The sequence below is a fragment of the Fusibacter sp. JL298sf-3 genome, assembly GCF_053842995.1.
Map to the genome: position 1 here is coordinate 3,234,534 of NZ_CM132608.1, position 17,322 is coordinate 3,251,855.

General features: G+C 49.3%; 18 protein-coding genes. 9 read left to right on the forward strand and 9 right to left on the reverse strand.

The genetic code is table 11. The annotated features are described in order from the left end of the window. Position 1 precedes the first annotated feature (1 nt). Positions 2 to 961: a 6-phosphofructokinase gene (gene pfkA / locus ACR6HW_RS15445; RefSeq protein ID WP_455728603.1), complete on the forward strand. Its 960-nt coding sequence runs from the start codon at positions 2 to 4 to the stop codon at positions 959 to 961. 36 nt (positions 962 to 997) lie between these two features. Next, complete coding sequence (gene pyk / locus ACR6HW_RS15450) at positions 998 to 2,758, forward strand: pyruvate kinase (RefSeq protein ID WP_455728604.1); 1,761 nt, start codon at positions 998 to 1,000, stop codon at positions 2,756 to 2,758. A gap of 68 nt (positions 2,759 to 2,826) precedes the next feature. On the opposite strand, the gene ACR6HW_RS15455 is transcribed toward pyk, so the two are convergent. Together ACR6HW_RS15455 and ACR6HW_RS15460 are read right to left on the reverse strand one after the other, a co-directional pair. Then, the gene (locus tag ACR6HW_RS15455; protein WP_455728605.1) at positions 2,827 to 3,279 is read right to left on the reverse strand and encodes a DMT family transporter; all 453 of its coding nucleotides are present in this window, start codon (positions 3,277 to 3,279) and stop codon (positions 2,827 to 2,829) included. 11 nt (positions 3,280 to 3,290) lie between these two features. Continuing rightward, complete coding sequence (locus tag ACR6HW_RS15460; protein WP_455728606.1) at positions 3,291 to 3,707, reverse strand: DMT family transporter; 417 nt, start codon at positions 3,705 to 3,707, stop codon at positions 3,291 to 3,293. Positions 3,708 to 3,796: 89 nt separating this feature from the next. Here ACR6HW_RS15460 and ACR6HW_RS15465 point away from each other — a divergent pair, with 89 nt between their 5' ends. After that, on the forward strand, positions 3,797 to 4,483 hold the full coding sequence (locus ACR6HW_RS15465) for a Crp/Fnr family transcriptional regulator (RefSeq protein ID WP_455728607.1): 687 nt from the start codon (positions 3,797 to 3,799) through the stop codon (positions 4,481 to 4,483). Between the two features lie 54 nt (positions 4,484 to 4,537). Here the strand turns inward: ACR6HW_RS15465 and ACR6HW_RS15470 are convergent, their stop codons facing one another. Then, on the reverse strand, positions 4,538 to 5,860 hold the full coding sequence (locus ACR6HW_RS15470) for a GerMN domain-containing protein (RefSeq protein WP_455728608.1): 1,323 nt from the start codon (positions 5,858 to 5,860) through the stop codon (positions 4,538 to 4,540). 125 nt (positions 5,861 to 5,985) lie between these two features. Continuing rightward, positions 5,986 to 7,587, reverse strand: a complete 1,602-nt coding sequence (locus tag ACR6HW_RS15475) for a peptide chain release factor 3 (RefSeq protein WP_455728609.1) — start codon at positions 7,585 to 7,587, stop codon at positions 5,986 to 5,988. Between the two features lie 171 nt (positions 7,588 to 7,758). Here ACR6HW_RS15475 and ACR6HW_RS15480 point away from each other — a divergent pair, with 171 nt between their 5' ends. From ACR6HW_RS15480 to ACR6HW_RS15505, 6 genes are all read left to right on the forward strand, one after another. Further along, on the forward strand, positions 7,759 to 8,520 hold the full coding sequence (locus tag ACR6HW_RS15480; RefSeq protein WP_455728610.1) for a class I SAM-dependent methyltransferase: 762 nt from the start codon (positions 7,759 to 7,761) through the stop codon (positions 8,518 to 8,520). A gap of 82 nt (positions 8,521 to 8,602) precedes the next feature. Continuing rightward, on the forward strand, positions 8,603 to 9,817 hold the full coding sequence (locus ACR6HW_RS15485; RefSeq protein ID WP_455728611.1) for a GNAT family N-acetyltransferase: 1,215 nt from the start codon (positions 8,603 to 8,605) through the stop codon (positions 9,815 to 9,817). A gap of 51 nt (positions 9,818 to 9,868) precedes the next feature. Further along, positions 9,869 to 11,110 carry an aminopeptidase P family protein gene (locus tag ACR6HW_RS15490; RefSeq protein ID WP_455728612.1) on the forward strand — a complete coding sequence of 414 codons (1,242 nt, stop codon included), beginning with the start codon at positions 9,869 to 9,871 and terminating at the stop codon, positions 11,108 to 11,110. Positions 11,111 to 11,121: 11 nt separating this feature from the next. Continuing rightward, entirely contained in the window at positions 11,122 to 12,306 is a 1,185-nt protein-coding gene (locus ACR6HW_RS15495) for a cation:proton antiporter (protein ID WP_455728613.1), read from the forward strand. Between the two features lie 8 nt (positions 12,307 to 12,314). Continuing rightward, the gene (locus tag ACR6HW_RS15500; protein ID WP_455728614.1) at positions 12,315 to 12,938 is read left to right on the forward strand and encodes an HD domain-containing protein; all 624 of its coding nucleotides are present in this window, start codon (positions 12,315 to 12,317) and stop codon (positions 12,936 to 12,938) included. After that, complete coding sequence (locus ACR6HW_RS15505; protein ID WP_455728615.1) at positions 12,935 to 13,402, forward strand: adenylyltransferase/cytidyltransferase family protein; 468 nt, start codon at positions 12,935 to 12,937, stop codon at positions 13,400 to 13,402. Before ACR6HW_RS15500 ends, ACR6HW_RS15505 begins: the two co-directional genes overlap by 4 nt. A gap of 60 nt (positions 13,403 to 13,462) precedes the next feature. Here the strand turns inward: ACR6HW_RS15505 and ACR6HW_RS15510 are convergent, their stop codons facing one another. From ACR6HW_RS15510 to ACR6HW_RS15530, 5 genes are read right to left on the reverse strand one after another with little or no spacing between them, the layout of a single operon-like run. Continuing rightward, complete coding sequence (locus ACR6HW_RS15510) at positions 13,463 to 13,669, reverse strand: hypothetical protein (RefSeq protein WP_455728616.1); 207 nt, start codon at positions 13,667 to 13,669, stop codon at positions 13,463 to 13,465. 11 nt (positions 13,670 to 13,680) lie between these two features. Further along, a complete protein-coding gene (locus tag ACR6HW_RS15515) occupies positions 13,681 to 14,676 on the reverse strand; it encodes an ABC transporter permease (protein ID WP_455728617.1) in 996 nt (331 codons plus the stop codon). A gap of 9 nt (positions 14,677 to 14,685) precedes the next feature. Further along, positions 14,686 to 15,705 carry an ABC transporter permease gene (locus ACR6HW_RS15520; protein ID WP_455728618.1) on the reverse strand — a complete coding sequence of 340 codons (1,020 nt, stop codon included), beginning with the start codon at positions 15,703 to 15,705 and terminating at the stop codon, positions 14,686 to 14,688. Further along, positions 15,706 to 16,560 (reverse strand): ABC transporter ATP-binding protein, encoded by an 855-nt coding sequence (locus ACR6HW_RS15525; RefSeq protein WP_455728619.1) that lies wholly within the window; start codon positions 16,558 to 16,560, stop codon positions 15,706 to 15,708. It lies immediately after the preceding gene. Beyond that, positions 16,557 to 17,210 carry a TetR/AcrR family transcriptional regulator gene (locus ACR6HW_RS15530; protein ID WP_455728620.1) on the reverse strand — a complete coding sequence of 218 codons (654 nt, stop codon included), beginning with the start codon at positions 17,208 to 17,210 and terminating at the stop codon, positions 16,557 to 16,559. The genes ACR6HW_RS15525 and ACR6HW_RS15530 overlap by 4 nt, the downstream gene beginning before the upstream one ends. Positions 17,211 to 17,322 lie beyond the last annotated feature (112 nt).

Genomic DNA, 17,322 nt, shown 5'->3' on the forward strand with positions numbered 1-17,322 from the left:
TGTGAAAAAAATCGGTGTATTAACCAGTGGCGGCGATGCCCCTGGCATGAACGCAGCCATTCGCGCTGTGGTGAGAACCGCCATTTACAAAGGACTCGATGTGGCGGGCATTTACCAAGGTTACCGTGGGCTTATAAACGGTGACATTGAAACCTTGAGCATTGCTTCAGTCGGCGACATTATCCATAGAGGGGGCACCATGCTCAGAACGGCGCGTTGTCTTGACTTTAAGACAGAGGTCGGCTTCAATCGCGCTTTGGAAATGCTAAAGGTCTTTAAGATAGAGGGTCTCGTCGTCATCGGTGGCGACGGGTCGTTCAATGGCGCCAAGAAGCTTTACGACGCCGGTTTTCCCACCATCGGCATACCGGGCACCATCGACAACGACCTCGCGTATACCGACTACACATTGGGGTTTGACACTGCGCTCAACACGGTGGTCAACGCCATTGGCAATATTCGAGACACTTCATCTTCCCACGGCACAGTTAACGTCATAGAGGTTATGGGGAGAGACTGCGGGGACATCGCCCTCTACGCCGGCCTGGCAGGCGGTGCAGAAGCGGTGATTATCCCCGAAATCCCGTTTGATATAGACGGTTTGTGTCAAACGATTATGCGCGGCAAAAAAAGGGGCAAACTCCACAGTATTATTCTGCTGGCAGAAGGCGTGGGGAAACCGTACGAGTTGGCTGACAGCATCACCTCGAAGACGGGGTCAGACGTCAAAGTCAGTGTTATCGGCTACTTACAGCGCGGCGGTACGCCGACGCCAAGCGACCGCATATTGGGCTCGCGAATGGGCGCACATGCCGTCGACCTGTTGGCCAATGGGCAATACGGCAGGGCTGTGGGCATTAACGGCAGCGATATGATCGATATTTCGCTCGAAGAAGCACTGGCGATGAAAAAGGATTACGACCACGATATATATGAATTGGCAAGTATTTTGGCTATATAGACATCGCAGGATGTTTAGAATAAATAGGAGGATTATATGTTAAGAAAAACGAAGATAGTTTGTACCATCGGTCCGGCAAGTGAAAACAAAGATGTTTTCAAAGCCCTTGTTCACAAAGGCTTAAACGTTGCCAGACTCAATTTCTCCCACGGCAGTCACGAAGAGCATTTGGCGCGTATCAATATGATTAAAGAAGTTCGAGAAGAGCTGAAGATGCCCGTTGCGATTCTTTTGGACACAAAAGGACCTGAAATCCGTACGGGTAAGTTTGAAGAAGCGGTATACACACTAGTAGAAGGACAAGAGTTTCTTTTGACTACGGAACCGTGTCTCGGCAATCAAAACAAAAGCCACATCACTTATTCGGGATTGCCCGGCGATGTCAAAATCGGCGACAAAATCCTCATTGACGACGGTCTGATTGAGCTCGAAGTCCTCGAGACAACAGAGACGACTATTCGTACAAAAGTTTTAAACGGCGGCGATGTTAAAAACAACAAAGGGGTCAATGTACCGGGTGTCAGCATTAAATTGCCGGCAATTACGGAAAAAGACGTGAGCGATATCATCTTCGGCATTGAAAATGACATCGATTTCATCGCGGCTTCTTTCATTCGAAAAGCAGAAGACGTATTGGAAATCAGACGCGTCTTAGAAGAAAACCACGCGGACAGCATCCACATCATCTCCAAAATTGAAAACCAAGAGGGTATGGACAACCTCGAAACGATACTGGAAGTTTCTGACGGCCTCATGGTGGCCAGAGGCGACCTCGGCGTCGAGATTCCAACGGAACTCGTACCGATTGCCCAAAAGAAAATGATCGAACTGTGCAACAAAGAAGGCAAGCCGGTCATTACGGCGACACAGATGTTGGATTCAATGATCCGCAACCCTAGACCGACACGTGCCGAGGCGACAGATGTGGCAAATGCCATCTTCGACGGTACTGATGCGGTGATGCTGTCTGGTGAAACCGCTGCGGGCAAGTACCCAATTGAGGCGGTGGGCACCATGGCGCGCATTGCACACGCTGCAGAAAAGGCGTTGAATTACGATGAGCTCCTACAAAAACGCATTGAGCTTTCAGACGACTACGGGGTGACCAACTCTGTTTCAAGAGCGACGGCGAGTACAGCACTCGACCTTGAGGCCTCTGCTATTATCACAGCGACGTCTTCAGGGTTCACGGCAAAACGCGTTTCTATGCTCAGACCGAAAGCCCCTGTTGTCGCTTGTACCGTCAGCAACAGAGCGTGCCGAAAATTGGCATTGGTCTGGGGCGTTTTCCCGTTTGTCATCGGCGAAGCGACCTCTACCGACGCCATCTTTGAAGAGTCGGTTCAAAAGGCCAAAGAAAACGGCTTTATCACCGACGGCGATCTCGCTGTGATTACCGCGGGCGTTCCCGTAGGTGTATCCGGTGCGACGAATATTATGAAAGTCCACCTCGTCGGCGAAGTCCTGATTAAAGGAACGGGACTGGTGAAGAACTTGGTGACGGGAAAAGTGTGCATCGGTAGCTCGGCAGAAGAGCTCTCTGGCATCTTTGAAGACGACGACATCATTGTGGCAACCTCAACAGACAAAGATCTCGTGCCGTTTATTGAGCGCGCGGCGGGTCTAATTGTCGAAGAGGGCGGCTATACGTCTCATGGCGCCATTGTGGCACTGAACCTTAAAAAACCGTGTGTGGTGGGCGCAAACAACGCGACAACGCTGTTGAAGCAGGGGTCAGATGTGACGTTGGATTCCACAAAAGGCATTGTCTACGCCGGTAAATCAAGAGTCCTGTAAGTAAAATTAAAAAAGCCCCCCTTGTGCGCTTGGCGAATAAGCACGCGAGGGGGGTTCTTTGCCGGAGGCTAACAAGAGTCTCCAGTAAGGTTAGGCGCAGGTTGTTTGCTCGGCAATTTGGCGACGACGATGCCCACCAGGATAATCAACATGCCGAACACCTTTTGAATATCAAAAGATTCAAAAGCAAAATAGTCGAGCACCAGTCCCATGGTCATTTGACCGAGAAAGGGCAGTACTGCGACATAGAGGGCTTCGAGTTTAGGCGCGTAGTAGTTCATCAGTGAAACGACGAAGAGCCCGATAAAGCCGCCGGTTAAGTAAACCGGTGATATGGAAGATATTTTGCCCAAATCGCTCATAGGCGACAGGAGCAAGAAGGCGAGGACACCTGTGACGACCGCTGAGAAAAAGTGAAAGAGCGACGTGCGGTAGGTGCCGATGGCCTTTGTACTGACGCCGTTCATAATAGGCGTCACGTTGACGAAAAAGCCCGTGATAATAGCGAGTATATAAATCATGTGTCAACCTCCTATAAGACCATGACGATGAGGCCGACGCAGATAATGCCGATGCCGAACCATTGATTGCCGTTGATTTTAATGCGCTTGCGTCCCAATAGGCCAAAGCCGTCGATACACACCGAGGCGATCATTTGACCGAGGAGCCCAAGGGCGACCATAAGGGAGACGCCGACTTCAAAGACAATCCAGTTGTTCATCATTACTGTGAGGGAGCCGAGGGCACCGGGGATTAGATATTTCCATTTGAAGGTGAGCGGCGCTTCTTTTTTCCGCCGAATCCAACAGACAATGGCGAAGGCCGTGAGGCCGAAGCTGTGAAACAAAATATTGCTTAGAATTGGGGAGGTTTGCTGCCCCAAAGCGCTGTTAAAGTAAATCATGGTGCTGATGAGAACACCGGTAATATAGGCGAGAATGCTTGCCATGTAAGCTCCTTTCGAATTTGATCTTGTATACTGATTATAGAATGGATACCCATATAAAAATATGACATATGTCATGTTTGGAGGAAAAAATGAAAATAATCGACGATGTTAGTTGGCAAAAAGTGTACAGGGAAAAGTACGCACTGGATGCGATGTTGCCGCCGGCCATCCTAGAGGCAATCGAGTTGGTGCAATACGACCGAGAAGAGCATCTTTTTGAAGCCGGTGCACCACTGGAGTACTTTTACTTTTTCCTTGAAGGCAAGTTGAAACTTTATCAGATTCACGAGAACGGTCGCGCCCTTCTCATTCAGTTCTACGACTATTTTAATTCACTGGGGGAGGTGGAGCTGATGACCGATGTTGCCTGTACTTGCTCTGTGGTAACGGTTAAGCCCACTGTTCTCGCTAGGGTGCCCATGGCGCTTATGCGCACTTGTGCCACTGATTATGCCCCCTTTCTTCGGTATGTGGTGCGGTCGCTTTCGGACAAACTCATCACCAGTGAACGGCACCATTCGTACAACTTGCTCTACCCTGTAAAGAACCGTCTCGCCAGCTATCTAATGGCCTATGTGGATACCCGGTCTAAAATTGTACTGAGTCATTCGCTTCAAGACGTCTCGGAGTTTATCGGGACGACATACCGGCAAGTGCATAGAGCCTTTCAGGCACTGGAGGCCGAAGGGGTGCTCTCTAGAGAGGGCAAGTGCATCGACGTGCTGGACAAAGCGGCGCTGGCCGCCTTGGCGGGACATATTTACCACACGCTGTAGCGCATAAAAAAACTGCCGTTTGTCGGCAGTTTTTTGAATGCGGGCAATTTGAGTCTAAGCTTCGGGAACTGTATAGTTCAGTGCCGGAAGGTCGCCGCGTACTTCAGCAAGTGCTGGATCTTCTGGAAGGTCGCCGTCGACTTTTACGCGTATGCGGTCCACCCCTTCTACAGAGCGCATGGTGAGAATCAGTGCATCGACAAATGCCGTGTACCGCGATCCTCCAGTAGTGTAGTAGCGGTTAAAAGCGCTGTTGAAGTCGAGGTACAAGGTGCCGTCTTCAAGCAATGTCTGTGACTTCAGCGCGAGGTCCGGCGGGGCCACTGCAATGAAGCCCGTTGCGTCTGCCGGTGGTGTCAGGAGCGTTTTCCACAGGGCTTCAATCGCGGGTTCACCGGTAGCAGTCACTTCTGCGGCTTGTGGTAATAGGTACAAGCTGCTGTCGGGTCCGGTGGTCACTCGGTAGACTGCTGGGCTCGGTAACGTGGTGTATGGAACCGACCAATCGATGCCGTCGTAAGACGACGAGGTGCTGTTGTCCAGCAAGAACTGAACGCCAGTTAGGCTACCGTTGCTCAGAAAAGTGTAAGCCACGGCCTCCTGAGCCAATCGGATTTTACCGGTCATATCGACGAGGTCAGCTGAGTACCAGTCGATATAAGCCGTCTTGCCGCCGAGGCGGATGTTCGGTGAAGGCGGCAGAACGGTTTCGCCTTCGTAAGTGCCGAGAAAGGTCGGTGGGGCGTTGACCAGTGTGTTGTATACATAGCGCCAGTAGTTGCCGCCTGTGGCGACATCGCGCGTTATCGGCACGAGATGGCTGTACGTCGGGTCCGGGTAGTAAAAGCGCACGCGTTCTTTTCCGTCGGCAGGTGCCGGTGGGGCAATTGCGTAGCTGTAAGTTTCTTTAAAAGCGTCTAAATAACCCATGGGCGGGTTGGAAGCGTCGATGTCATAGGCGCTCTCAGAAGTGACCAATGTCGCCGTGTAGTAGCCCGTCTCCAAAATGTTTGTGAACGTGTCGAGGTCGACAGTCACCAATTGGCCGCCCTCTTCAGTGGCAGTGGTTGTCACTGTTTCCGGAAAATCGACCACTGTCTCTGCGCCGGCGGCATCGGTGAGGCGTATTTGTAAAGGTTCGAGATAGCCACTGTCTACAGTGCCCTTGTCACTTTTGACCGTAAAACTCAAAGACCCATAGGGGCTGTTGTTCCCCGTAAACGTGTAATGCGCAGGGAGCGCCGTTCCGTCATCGGTTGGTTCGTCTATAATAACTGGCGATAAATCCAGAGAAAAAATGTCCATACTAAGGGGTATAGCCGTTGCAAGTACAAAGATTATAAGCACAAAGAGAAAGTTGGCAACGAATTTTACCATTGGGTGCCTCCTTTAGAATAGTCGTAAGTTCTTTGAGAACTTCACTTTATTATAACACAAAGAAAAACGATAAAAAACAACCATTCCATAGGATTCCCTATGAAATGGCTGTAAGTTGTGTCTTGTTATTGTCCTCTGCGCAAAGAAATCTCTTTCAAAGTCAGTGTATCGTTTCGTTCTTCAAACTGTCGAATCGACCAGTCGTTTTGGAAGAGCGCCACAGGGTGTTCATCTTCGTCTTGAACAATCATCGTGTCCATGGTCATGGAAATCTTTTTGAGGTCGAAGGCGTCGGCGTTAATCCAGCGCACATGTCGGAACGGCAGGTTCTCTCGAATGACATCGACGCCGTATTCGTTTTTGAGGCGGTATTCGAGCACTTCGAATTGGAGGGCGCCGACGACGCCGATAATCAGTTCTTCCACGCCGATATTCGGTCTTCTAAAGACCTGAATGCTACCTTCTTCAGCGAGCTGGTTGATGCCTTTGAGAAATTGCTTGCGCTTCATGGCGTTCTTAGTAAAGACCTTGGCAAAATGTTCCGGTGCAAACACTGGAATGCCGTCGTAGACGACTTTTGAGCTGTCTTCACAGAGTGTGTCGCCAATTTTAAAGATGCCGGGGTCGTGGATGCCGATGATGTCGCCTGCGTAGGCTTTTTCCACAATGACGCGGTCTTGCGCCATAAACTGCTGTGGCTGTGCAAGTCTAACTTTCTTGCCTTCTTGTACGTGGTTGACCTGCATGCCCTTCTCAAATGTTCCCGAACAGATTCTCAGAAACGCAATGCGGTCGCGGTGCGTCGGGTTCATATTGGCTTGAATTTTAAAAATAAACCCTGTAAAGTTGTCCGTTGTCGGCTCAATAAGGCCGAGGTTGCTGTTTCTAGCAGTTGGCGGAGGCGTCAGCTCGATAAACTTCTTCAAGAAGGGCTCGACGCCGAAATTGGTCAAGGCACTGCCGAAGAAAACAGGCGTGAGCTCGCCGCTGAGAATCTTATCGATGTCGTAATCGTCGCCTGCGCAATCGAGGAGTTCGAGATCTTCCATCATTTTATCGTGTAGGCTTTCTCCAAGGAGGGTTCTGAACTTGTCATCGGAGAGCTCACCTTGAACGAGACCGGCTTTAGCCTGTCCGTGGTTGCCGCCGTCGAAAACCTCCATTTGCTTGGCCATTCGATTGTAGACCCCTTTGAAGTTCTTGCCGTTTCCCGCCGGCCAGTTCATCGGGTAAGAGCGGATGCCCAACGTATTTTCGATGTCTTCCATGAGTTCAAATGGGTCACGCCCCTGTCGATCGAGTTTGTTAATAAACGTGAAAATCGGAATGCCGCGCATTTTACAGACTTTGAACAGTTTTTCAGTTTGCGCCTCAACCCCTTTGGCGGAGTCGACGACCATGACCGCACTGTCGGCGGCCATAAGTGTTCGGTAAGTGTCTTCACTGAAGTCCTGGTGACCCGGGGTGTCGAGAATATTGATGCAGTGATCGTCGTAGTTGAATTGGAGCACACTCGACGTTACCGAGATCCCCCTTTGTTTCTCGATTTCCATCCAGTCGGATACCGCGTGTTTGGAAGATTTTCTGGATTTAACAGATCCCGCTTCGCGTATGGCGCCCCCGTAGAGCAGAAATTTCTCGGTGAGGGTGGTTTTACCGGCATCGGGATGCGAGATGATGGCAAAGGTTCTTCTTTTTTTAACCTCTTGGTTAAGCAATTTTGACATAAACATATCCTTCTATTTAAAATTTAATAGCGTCCTGTACAAGTGGTGTGACCAAAAAGACACACAACTCAAAAATTTTACCCTTAATTGAAGCGAAAGTCAACACGACAAGCGTATATTTGATGAAAATATGATAGAATTTAAAGAGCTTATAAAGTGAAAGGATGTACAATGAATCAAAATCAATCAGCATGGAATGAAGCGGCGTATGCCGCATGGATAACGCGATTTGGAACACCGGAAGCTTACGCGGAGAAACTGCGTGCAGATCCGGAGAAAATCGTAAAAGGGGTAATGGCGTATTTGCCCGAAGTCGCGGGAAAGCGGCTGCTCAATCTCATGGGCTCCAACGGGAACAAAGCCGTGTGCTTCGCATTGTTGGGAGCCGATGTAACGGTGGTGGATTTTTCAGAGGCGAACAGAAGGTACGCTTTGGCATTGGCCGCGGCAGCAGATGTCCGGCTAGAGTACCTCTGTGAGGACGTGCTGACTTTTCGCAGTGCAACACCTTACGATACAGTGGTTGCGGAAATGGGCATCCTGCATTATTTTACAGACTTGGTCCCCTTTTTTAAGGTGATGACAGAAGCCCTTGTGCCGGGGGGCATTGCCCTTGTGCGCGATTTTCACCCGGTGAGCACAAAGCTTATCGTATCGAGAGGCAGCACGGCAAAAGTGCGCAAGCACAAAGTGGCAGGCGACTATTTCAGCGAGGCACTGGTGGCACAGCCGGTTGCATTTGACAAATACCTCGACGAGGGGGCGCATGAAACAGTTTATTTGCGCAAGTGGACTCTCGGGGAAATCGTGACACAGGCTGTAGAGGCCGGCCTCGTTGTCAAGGGGCTTTACGAACATCCGAACCAGTCTTCGGAAACCTTTGACGCCGGCATACCAAAAACATTTACACTTTTACTATCAAAACCTTTATAATGCGCAGTTTGACGCTTCTTTTTCATCTTGGTATAATAAAATGGCATACGGTCACTTATTGTTATGATGAAAGGATGTGTTTATGAGAAAAACAGGAAAAACCCCATTGCTTCGCGCCAAGCAGTTTGAGAAAGCACTTGGTGTTGGAAAAATCTATTTAAAACTCGAAGGAACAAATCCCAAAGGTCATTTAATCGATCGGTTGGCGGAAATGGCCATTATTGAAACGAAGCATTTGGGCGCTGAGAAAGTAGTGGTGCTGGGAAAGCAACGCTTCACTAAAATCGTTACACACTATGCCGATTACCACGGTGTGACACCTGTCATTCCTGTTTTTAAAAGTGAAAAGTGGAAACGCGCGCACCTGTCGTTTCCCAATTATTTAGATTACTCAACGTACAGCTTAAAAGAAGCAGAAAGCTGTCTCTCTCCGCTCCTGACCTCGGACAAGGCGCATTTGATTCGCGCCGAATACAACACGGCATTTATACGGGAAGTGGTCAGTGAGGAACTGGCAGAGGAATGTCTTAGAAAAGTAGAACAACCGCTCGCCTCTTTCTTTGTTCAGGAGAATTTGGCGCTTTCAGAAAGCACCGTTTCCCGGGCGCTGTATAAAATGTGGATAGAGGGACGCTTTAAAGAAAGGCCTCAAGTCATTAACGGGATTAAAAGCAAACACAACATGTGCGCGATTTCGGACAACACCGTTATGGTAGAAGAAGCCTCTTTAAAAGCAGCTGTAAAACTTTTGAAGCAAACGGAGGGCATTCGCTTGAGCGAAAGTCAATCGTATGCGCTAGGCGCTTTTTACCAGTTGGCGAAAGCGGGGAAACTGAGTGGTGACGCACACCTCATCGTCTTAAACGACGGCAAGACAGAAGTGCAGATTGACGACATCGCCGATTTTGATGAAGTGTCTAAAAAAGCGCTCATCGATTACACGCGGCAGTGGCTGGCACAGTATGCCGATTCCACCGCAGAGACGGAAGACGCTATTGAACACGCCAACCGCGACGGCTTTATTCTCCTTGCCAAGCGGGATGACCGCTATGAAGGCGTTTGTATTGTCGTTAACACGGGATTCGAGAATTTCATACCGAGCTATCACTTGGCTTATATCGGAACCCATGCGTCGACCAAAGGCCGTGGCGTCGGAACGGCACTTATAGAAAAAGCCATTGAGGTCACTGACGGCAACTTGTCGCTTCACGTAGACCTCGACAATAAAGGCGCGAAAAAACTTTATGAGAAAATGGGTTTTAGACACACGTACAATCGCATGCTGTACAAAGGGTAAAGTTGTGGTAAACTGTTTTTAGAATAAAATACGAACAATGGAGGATGAACAGTGAAGACATTTTTTGAAAACAACAGACAAAAGTTAGACCAGTACCTCGAAGTGGGCGATTTGGCGCTTCTATTTAACGGCAGTGCCCCTAAGAGTACCGCAGACGCGCATTACGCTTTTTTAACCAACAAGAATTTTTACTATCTGTCCGGGTGCTGTGAAGAACACTTTATTTTAGCGGTACTTAAGACGGCTAACGGCTTAGAGTCGACGCTGTTCATCGAAAAACCGGATTACGACATCGAAAAGTGGATTGGCCGTAAGACGACCAAAGCGGCAGCGGAAGAAAAATCCGGCGTCAAAGCGATAGCTTATCTCGAGGAATTTGAAGGCTGGATTAACCGCTTGATTTACCAAGACAAAGTTCAGCGCCTGTACCTCGACCTTGAAAAGCTGAACCCGAAAGAGGCGGACAGTACGGCGGCGCGTTATTGCAAGCAGTTTATGGAGCGGTACCCATTTGTGGCGATTAAAACACTTCATCCGATACTGACGTCGTTGAGAACCATTAAAGAACCTTTTGAAATCGAGCAGATTAAAAAAGCGGTTCACATGACGAAGGAAGGTCTCGAGGCAATTCTCTGTCTGCTGAAGCCCGGCGTATACGAATACCAGTTGGAATCGACTTTTGCACACAGCATTCGAATGAACGGCGCCGATGGCAACTCTTTTCCAACCATTGCGGCATCAGGTACCGATGCGGTTATTCTACACTATGTAGAAAACAACAAACCGGTTTCATCTGGTGAACTCGTCTTATTGGATTTAGGGGCGCAGTACCAAGAGTACGCAGCTGATATATCGAGAACTTTCCCTGTAGACGGCATTTTTACCGAAAGGCAAAAAGCGGTGTACAACAGCGTATTAAAAGCTCAAGATGCCGTTATTGAAGCCATAAAGCCGGGAACGCTTTTAGAAGACCTCAACAAAATTTGTCAGGCATCTCTCACTGAAAGCCTCAAGGCGCTCGGCGTCATGACGGAAGACAAAGACCTCGGTCTTTATTACTACCACGGCGTGAGCCATCACCTCGGTCTCGATGTACACGACCTCGGTCCGAGAACCGGTGCAATTGAACCGGGAATGGTGCTGACTGTAGAGCCGGGGCTGTATATTGAAAAAGAAGGCATCGGTATTCGCATTGAAGAAGATGTGCTCGTTACCGCTACGGGGAATGAAGTGCTCTCAGAAGGGATTCCGAGAACGGTGGATGAAATAGAAGCGTTTATGCGCGAAAGATAGGTGAGCGTTAAATGGTAACAACACTGGGAATCGTCATTATTTTGGGATTGGCGTCGAGTGCCCTTTTTAAAAAAATGAGGCTCCCGGGCCTTATCGGTATGCTCGCCACGGGGATTCTTATTGGTCCTTATGTCCTCAATATAATGGACGACCACTTGTTGGTGGTGTCTTCTGACTTTAGGAAAATCGCACTGATTGTCATTTTACTCAGAGCGGGACTGGGCGTCAGCCGGTCCGCTCTGCACAAGGTCGGCCGTCCGGCACTGTTGATGAGTTTTTTACCTGGGGTCTTTGAAGGGCTTGCCATTGCAGGGGCTTGTGTTTGGCTACTGGATTGGCCTTTTGTCGTCGGCGGTGTCCTCGGATTTATTATCGCAGCCGTATCGCCGGCGGTGGTCGTTCCGAAGATGATTCAGTATGCTCAAGAAGGCCGAGGGGCTCATAAAGGGATTCCGACGCTTATATTGGCCAGTGCGTCTATAGACGATGTGTTTGCCATTACTTTGTTCTCGGCGTTTGTGGGTCTTTACAGCGGTTCGCATGTTAACATCGGCGTCGAAATTGCCAAAATTCCCGTGGCCATTCTTCTCGGCGTCGGCCTCGGGGTCTTTACGGGGTTTCTATTGCTTTGGTTGTTTCGACGCTATCCCATGCGCGACACGCATAAGGCTCTTTACTTGTTAGCTGTGGCGACATTGATTACAGGGCTTGAAGCGCTTTTGAAAAATCAAATTGAAATCGCCGGCCTCATTGGCGTTATGGCCATTGGTTTTATTATTTTGGAAAAAGACAGCGCGCTAGGAAAGCGCTTGTCCAATAAGTTCGGCAAGATTTGGATCTTTGCAGAACTCTTGCTCTTCGTCCTCGTCGGGGCGGAAGTGAACATTCACGTGGTGCTGGATTCCGGTCTCATCGGCCTCGCCATTATCGCCATCGGCCTGGTGGCGCGAAGCATCGGCGTATTTATTGCGACCACAGGTAGCGGCTTCACATTTAAGGAGCGGGTTTTCTGCGTGGTGGCGTATTTGCCGAAAGCGACAGTTCAAGCGGCCATTGGCGGGGTGCCCCTCGCACTTAACATGCCTCAGGGCGAACTGATATTGGCGATTGCGGTGCTTTCCATTGTGGTGACGGCGCCGATTGGGGCGGCACTTATCCACGTACTCGGCGAGCGTTGGCTTGAAATCGAGGTCTAGGGGGAAATATGGTTATTCTCGACAGTATGGTACAAAAAGCGCTTTACTGCGCAGCAGAATGGCATCGTGAACAGAGCCGTAAAGGGGTGGTGCGCCCGTACATCGGGCACCCTTTTTCGGTGGGGACACTGCTCGTTGAGACGGCGGCACAGCGTCGTATGTCCCTAGAGCCCGAGGTGGTTGCGGCCGCTTTTTTGCACGATGTGCTGGAAGACACCTGTGTCACGGCTGAGACGCTTGAAGCGGCGTTTTCACCAGCTGTTTTAAAGTTGGTTCAGGACGCCAGTGAAGATGATAAGACGTTGTCGTGGCGCGTCAGAAAGATGGCGACTGTGGAAAAACTGGAACAGTTGCCCGCTAGGTCGTTGTTGGTTCCCCTTGCAGATAAAATTCACAATTTAAGCGAGGTGTACGCCGTTTACTTAACTTCAGGCAGTTTGGAAGCCAGTTTTAAGGGCTTTAATGCCGATGCAACACAGCAGCAGTGGTATTACGGTACCCTTCAGGCGGTTTTCGAAGAGCGCGTGTCATCAGCTGATGAAAAGGGGCGTTATACGCCGCTTTTAAAGGCGCTTTTGGCACTCTACACGCATTACTACACGTCGATATTCTTAGAGGAGGGTGCACAATGACGGGACTGACACTGGGCAAATTTGCACCGCTTCACAAAGGCCATCAGTATTTAATCGAAAAGGCGCTGGCGGCCGTCGATCATTTGGTGGTTATCGTCTACGATGCCCAAGAAATTACGGACATTCCCCTCGGTATCAGAGCGGACTGGATACGTCATCTCTACCCGGAGGTCGAAGTTATAGAAGCGGACGATGTCCCGAAAGACAAAGGGTACACAGAAGCCATTCAGCAAAAGCATGAGCGCTATATTGCATCGCTGGTGGCCCACAGACGCATCGACAAGTTCTTTTCAAGTGAACCTTACGGCGCGCGAATGAGCAAGGCGCTGGGGGCGGAAAATGTCGTCGTCGACGCCGAGCGGGAGACCTACCGAATTTCGGGTACTGAAATTCGGCGCAATCCCGAACGGTACCGCGCTTACTTGGACGATCGCGTCTACGAAGCGCTTTTAAAGTGGCGTTAAAAAGTAACAAAAGAACACATAAAAAATCTCAGAGCATAGCGCCCTGAGATTTTTTTGTGTTTATTGAGTGAGCAGTATAATGCCGCCGGCGACGCAAATGACGCCAAAGATGTAGAAAAAGATGTCGGTGCCCTTTTCTCCGAGCACTTTGATAAACAGTTGTATCTTTTTCATCTGCCACATGGATTCGGGCTTTTTCAGCGTAAAACCAATGACGACAACGCCGTAAACCAACAGTAGAATACCGAGTAAAGCCAAACCGTTCATAAGAGACCTCCTTAGTTAAACCCTCTGTTAATACGTTTTCTCAACCCGACGAAAACCGCCGCTGTAATGAGCACCACCCAGAGAGCATTGGTGAGAATCAAAGGCCATGTAGCCTGTTTTAGAAAGATGGCGTGCAAACTGTCGTAGGCCCAATAGAAAGGCGACCAATACAACAGGGGGTGCCATTTGTCACTTAAAAACATCGCGCCGAAAACTGAGGCTAAAACGGGAACGAAGATCATCTTCATACTGGCGATGGCGGCGATGGGTTCGTTGTTCATAACGCCAATGAGGAATCCGATAATCATGCTGATTAATGAAATGCTCAGCAACGTTACGAGGAACATACCGAAGTGGATGTCTTTAAAACCTAATATCCATACGGCACCGAGTGCACCTATAATCGGCAGGAGAAGGCCTAAGAACCCCTTGCCTAAAATCAGTTCATAGCGCCTCACAGGGGCGACATTAAGTGCTTGAAGGGTCTGGTACATCTTTTCATCGACGAGATTGAGGACGATGAGCATGCCCCCGAAAACGGTGGTCATAATCAGCAGCAGTGTCCCGCCTTCCAGTTGGAGCGGTGAAATTTTAAAGCCGACGTCTGAGACTCTAACGTCTATAGGCGCGTCGACAGCACGGCTCTCAATGTTTTTAAGAAGGGTTTCAAGCAGTGTGTGAAGATCGCCGATTTCATTACCTTGACGGATGATCTTGTGTCTGTCCGGCCCTGTGACGAGACCGAGGATGTCGTCGGTTTTCATCACGCGCTGTTCAATGGCTTCTAAGTCGTCGTAGACTTCGACGGTGGCGTAAGTTGTCATCGTCTCCGTCAGGGCATCGTCTTCCAGCATGGCCAAGTGGAGCAGTGAGTCACCGGCACTTGGAATGAACAGTCTTAAAATGAACGCGATTAGAAGGGGGGCAATACTTAAGTAGACAATTAGCCAGTCCCTTGTACCGCTTTTAAAATCTCTTGCAACAATTGCCAAAATACGTTTCATCATCTCACCTCCTTAGACGGTTAGCGTCTTTTTAAATCGCCAATTGGCAAGGGCGAACAACGCGGCGGCTAGTGCGATAAACAGGCCCATTTGAGTGAGCATGTACGAGCGGTCGCCGTTTTGCAGCAGCAGTTCCCGAAAGGCGAACAACATCGGGTACGATGGAAACCATTTGATAACGGCAGGGGTAAATGCCGGCATCATATAGGCAATGGAAGGCAACATTAAGATCATAATACCGGCGTACATAGCGCCCATGGCTTTGGCCATGGTGTCGAAAAAGCTTGCCAACACGAGGCCGAGTGTGGAGCCAAAGAGATTAAAGGCAAAGACGAGCCCTATAAGGTATAAGTAATTGACTTCAAAGCCCACCAGTGCAACAGTGACAAAGAGCGAGGTGACAATGCCGACGACACTCATAATCATCACTTTGCTGGCAAGGTACTGCCAGATGGCCACAGGTGCCACTGCATAAGCTTTGATAACGCCTTCATCTTTGTCGAGGAAGATGTAAGAGGCGATAATAAACAGCCCCATTAATGCGACGTTGATGGTGAAATAGATGGGCAATATGGTGTTGCGGTCAGATAGGCGCTCGGCGTCGGGCGTCAGTGTTTGCGTTTCAACAGGTGTTGTTTGGATGCCGACGTCGGGAAAGTCATAGCCGTCTTTGAGAAGGGCTTTTAGACGGTCGCCTTCGTAACCTTGAAGAACGTATTCGAACACCGGCTGTGTCCCGTCGTTGTATACGGCGATGCCCATGCGCGAGCGGTCTTCGTCAACCAGTTTTTTTAGGGCTTCTAGGGAATCGGCGTAGACGACATCGGCGCCTTCGGCCTCAAAAGCTTGGGCCATTTCCTTGTAAGGGGAATCGGCATAGACCGCTAGGGCCTGTGTTTGGTCGAAGTTTTCGGGAACGACGAAGAGCATGACGAGAACGAACACAGCGGCCAAACCGATTTCAATGTAAAAGTACAAGCCGTTAAATGAGAGCTTGGCGTCTTTTAGAAACGTCACCCAGAGTTTTTTCATTTACTTCAACCCCCTCCCCGTTACTTTGATAAAGATTTCCTCTAAAGTAGCTTCTTTGGTGTGCATGGTCTCAATGCGACCGGTTTCAATAATGGCGGCGAGTCGACGCTTGTCTTCATCTACAATAAGGGACAAGTTCTCCGTTAGGCGCTCTTTGTTTTCCAAATGGGTGACAGAGACCATTTTTTCACCGTGCTTCAACTTGAGGTTGTACGGTGAGTCGATAACTTTGATTTCGCCGTCGATAATAAAGGCCACGCGATCGCAGAGCTCATCGGCGACATGCATGTTATGCGTCGTTAAAAACACGGTGGTGCCGCCTTCGTTTTTCTGTTTGACGATGTCTTTGATTTGACTGGCGATGGCAGGGTCGAGTCCCGTTGTGGGCTCGTCGAGAAACCAAAGTTCCGGTTGATTCAACATACTTCTGACAAACGTCAGGCGGTGTTTCATCCCCTTGGAAAATGTGGCGGCTTTTTTATGTGCGACGTGTTTGAGACCGACGAGTTCGAGTAACGCCATGGGATCGAGGGTGTTAACATCGAAGAGTTTGGCGTAAAACGCGAGGTTTTCGTAGGCGGTGAGCTTGCCGTAAACATTGGACTGCTCAAAAGAGACGCCGAGTTTGTTGAACATTTCGCGCTTCGGTTTTTTCATGTTGTACCCCGCCACGGTGACAGCGCCTTCTTGCAGGGGTAGGAGACCGGTTAAGATGCCTTGCGTGGTGGATTTTCCCGCGCCTGAAGGGCCGAGAAACCCAAAGACTTCGCCTTTTTTCACTTCAAAGTCGACGCCTTTTACGGCGTATTTGCCGTCTTTGTTGTACGAGTGGTTTAAGTTTTTCACTGTAATCATGGACAACCTCCTTTAGGGTGCGTCGCCTCTTGGCCTTTGAGCATGCCGTATGCAAAAAGGTCGAGCAACTCATCTAGGGCTTTAAATGTGTTTTCAAGCCATTGGGGGTGCAGGATATCGCCGTTGTAGTCGACGATTTGAGTGCTGAGGGAAAAGAGCATGTGCGCAGTGAGTTTCACGTTTAAATTGTCTCTAAACTCGCCGCGTTCGATGGCTTTAGTTAGCAAGAGCTCGTAATAGTGTGCCGCTTGCGCTTCGTTTTCGCCGATGATTTCAAGATAAATGGGGTGGGTTTTGTCTTTGAGCAGGAAACGACCGATGCGCATAAATTGCGGGTTGTCGTTGGCAAACTGTATGGCTGAGCGGTTCATGGCTCTGGCGACTTCGAAGAAAGGATGCGCCATGGGGTTTTCCATCACCGGTGTGATGTATTTGAGTTTTTCTGCGACGATGCCCTGTATCAAGTGTTTGTACAAATCTTTTTTATCTGAAAAATACTGATAAAAGCTCCCTTTTGGAATACCGGCGGCAGCGATAATGCGATTGATGCTGGCTTGGTCGTAAGGATTGTTTTCAAACTCGGAGATGGCGGCATCCATAATGAGCTGCTGCTTTTCTTCAGGCAAGTTGAAAAAAGTATCTTTTGGCAAGAGGACCTCCTTTCTAAAAAAAATGTGACTTGGTGGTCATATGACCTTATGGTCACATTGTACGCCTTTAAAGAGTTTGTGTCAAGTCCTATTGAGTATATATCCGAAAATG

Bases quoted from the DNA above. Each gene is read 5' to 3' on its own strand.
- ACR6HW_RS15500 (WP_455728614.1), top strand. From the start codon at position 12,315: ATGGTTATTCTCGACAGTATGGTACAAAAAGCGCTTTACTGCGCAGCA.
- pyk (WP_455728604.1), top strand. From the start codon at position 998: ATGTTAAGAAAAACGAAGATAGTTTGTACCATCGGTCCGGCAAGTGAA.
- ACR6HW_RS15525 (WP_455728619.1), bottom strand. From the start codon at position 16,560: ATGATTACAGTGAAAAACTTAAACCACTCGTACAACAAAGACGGCAAA.
- ACR6HW_RS15455 (WP_455728605.1), bottom strand. From the start codon at position 3,279: ATGATTTATATACTCGCTATTATCACGGGCTTTTTCGTCAACGTGACG.
- ACR6HW_RS15520 (WP_455728618.1), bottom strand. From the start codon at position 15,705: ATGAAAAAACTCTGGGTGACGTTTCTAAAAGACGCCAAGCTCTCATTT.
- ACR6HW_RS15515 (WP_455728617.1), bottom strand. From the start codon at position 14,676: ATGATGAAACGTATTTTGGCAATTGTTGCAAGAGATTTTAAAAGCGGT.
- ACR6HW_RS15470 (WP_455728608.1), bottom strand. From the start codon at position 5,860: ATGGTAAAATTCGTTGCCAACTTTCTCTTTGTGCTTATAATCTTTGTA.
- ACR6HW_RS15460 (WP_455728606.1), bottom strand. From the start codon at position 3,707: ATGGCAAGCATTCTCGCCTATATTACCGGTGTTCTCATCAGCACCATG.
- ACR6HW_RS15510 (WP_455728616.1), bottom strand. From the start codon at position 13,669: ATGAACGGTTTGGCTTTACTCGGTATTCTACTGTTGGTTTACGGCGTT.
- ACR6HW_RS15495 (WP_455728613.1), top strand. From the start codon at position 11,122: ATGGTAACAACACTGGGAATCGTCATTATTTTGGGATTGGCGTCGAGT.
- ACR6HW_RS15485 (WP_455728611.1), top strand. From the start codon at position 8,603: ATGAGAAAAACAGGAAAAACCCCATTGCTTCGCGCCAAGCAGTTTGAG.
- ACR6HW_RS15480 (WP_455728610.1), top strand. From the start codon at position 7,759: ATGAATCAAAATCAATCAGCATGGAATGAAGCGGCGTATGCCGCATGG.
- ACR6HW_RS15505 (WP_455728615.1), top strand. From the start codon at position 12,935: ATGACGGGACTGACACTGGGCAAATTTGCACCGCTTCACAAAGGCCAT.
- ACR6HW_RS15465 (WP_455728607.1), top strand. From the start codon at position 3,797: ATGAAAATAATCGACGATGTTAGTTGGCAAAAAGTGTACAGGGAAAAG.
- ACR6HW_RS15475 (WP_455728609.1), bottom strand. From the start codon at position 7,587: ATGTCAAAATTGCTTAACCAAGAGGTTAAAAAAAGAAGAACCTTTGCC.